Origin of the sequence: uncultured Methanobrevibacter sp. (genome assembly GCF_937906425.1) — an archaeon.
GTDB lineage: Archaea > Methanobacteriota > Methanobacteria > Methanobacteriales > Methanobacteriaceae > Methanobrevibacter.
Genome location: NZ_CALCYR010000187.1, coordinates 1 through 1,377, shown reverse-complemented (window position 1 = coordinate 1,377; position 1,377 = coordinate 1). Strand labels below are relative to the sequence as shown.

At 31.5% G+C, this 1,377-nt stretch carries 2 protein-coding genes; both read left to right on the top strand.

Annotation, left to right across the window (positions count from 1 at the left end):
* Nucleotides 1-82: 82 nt before the first annotated feature.
* Nucleotides 83-826: an AzlC family ABC transporter permease gene (locus tag Q0138_RS05360; protein ID WP_346662268.1), complete on the top strand. Its 744-nt coding sequence runs from the start codon at nt 83-85 to the stop codon at nt 824-826.
* Between the two features lie 2 nt (nt 827-828).
* Complete coding sequence (locus tag Q0138_RS05355) at nt 829-1,149, top strand: AzlD domain-containing protein (RefSeq protein WP_297981812.1); 321 nt, start codon at nt 829-831, stop codon at nt 1,147-1,149.
* The last annotated feature ends 228 nt before the right edge of the window (nt 1,150-1,377 follow it).

The window sequence follows — 1,377 nt, the reverse complement described above, 5'->3', positions numbered from 1 at the left end:
ATTACTATTTATTAGATTTAAAAAACTTATTTAAATTTATTTATTTTTATTTTATTTATTATTCATTATGGGGTTGTTTTAGATTAAAAGCAGAAGAGAGAAATTATTCCATGGAATCAAGCTAGGTATTCCAATTACCTTCGGTTATATTCCTATGGGTATCGGTTATGCTGCATTGGCAATTAAGGCAGGTTTGAATCCTGTTCAAACTGTTCTCATGTCCTTTTTTGTTTATGCCGGTGCCGGACAGATCATGGCTGTTTCCATGCTGGCCCAAGGAGCAACTCTTCTTGCAATTGTCCTAACCTCATTTGTTGTCAATCTAAGATATTTTGTTATGAATACCTGTGTTTACAATAAGGTTGAGGAAAGTTCCCTTCCTTTAAATATCTTGTCTGCACATTTGGCTGTGGATGAATCATTTGCAATGTTCTCATTGATGGAGGAGTCATCAATATGGGTTTATATTGGCCTTGCGGGAATTGCATTTCTCTCATGGGTTTTCGGCGCATTCATAGGTGTTATGCTATTGAATATCCTTCCTGTTATCGTTACAAACAGTTTCAACATTTCATTGTATGCATTGTTTGTGGCTCTTTTGGTTCCTGCAATTAAAAACAGTAAGGAATTGGCTGTTTTGGTTGTTTTAACCGCTCTTTTAAACACTGTTTTACAGTTTTTCATTGGAAACTGGTCACTTATTGTAGCAACACTTTTGGGAGCAATCATTGGAATGTACATCGTTGATGATGAAACAATTCTCGGCGATTCATATGATGATTCAGCCAAATCATGTGAAAATGACAATAATGGAAGTGAGGTGTGATTATGGATATCAATTTTTTAATTTTAGCTTGTGCATTGGTCACATTTATTCCAAGGCTTATTCCAGCTATTTTTGTTGGAAAATTAAACTTTTCACCAAAGTTTGAAAAGTTCTTGAACCTCATTCCATACACTGCCCTTGCGGCATTGATATGTCCCGGAGTATTGACTGTTGACAATAAGTTATGGTATATTGGTTTGATCGGCGCAATAGTTGCCGGAGCATTGGCTTGGAAAAAGGTTCCTCTTGGAGCAATTGTCATATTTACAGTGGTTATTTTGATTGCAGTCTATTCAATTGTCCCTTTCTTTAGCTTTATTTAATTTGTTAACTGGTTTAGGTGCGAATGTTAATATTAGATGAAAAATATGTCTTTCTCATTTTGGGCGTAATATGTTAAATTTAGATGAAAATTATTTTTATTAATTTTTTTAATTAATTAATTTTTATTCTTTTTTAAAATTAATTATTTTTATTAATTTTTTTAATTAATTAATTTTTATTCTTTTTTAAATTTAATTAATTTAATTAATTTTTTAAATTTAATTAAT

Coding starts and splice junctions, on each gene's coding strand:
- Q0138_RS05355 (WP_297981812.1), top strand. CDS start 829: ATGGATATCAATTTTTTAATTTTAGCTTGTGCATTGGTCACATTTATT.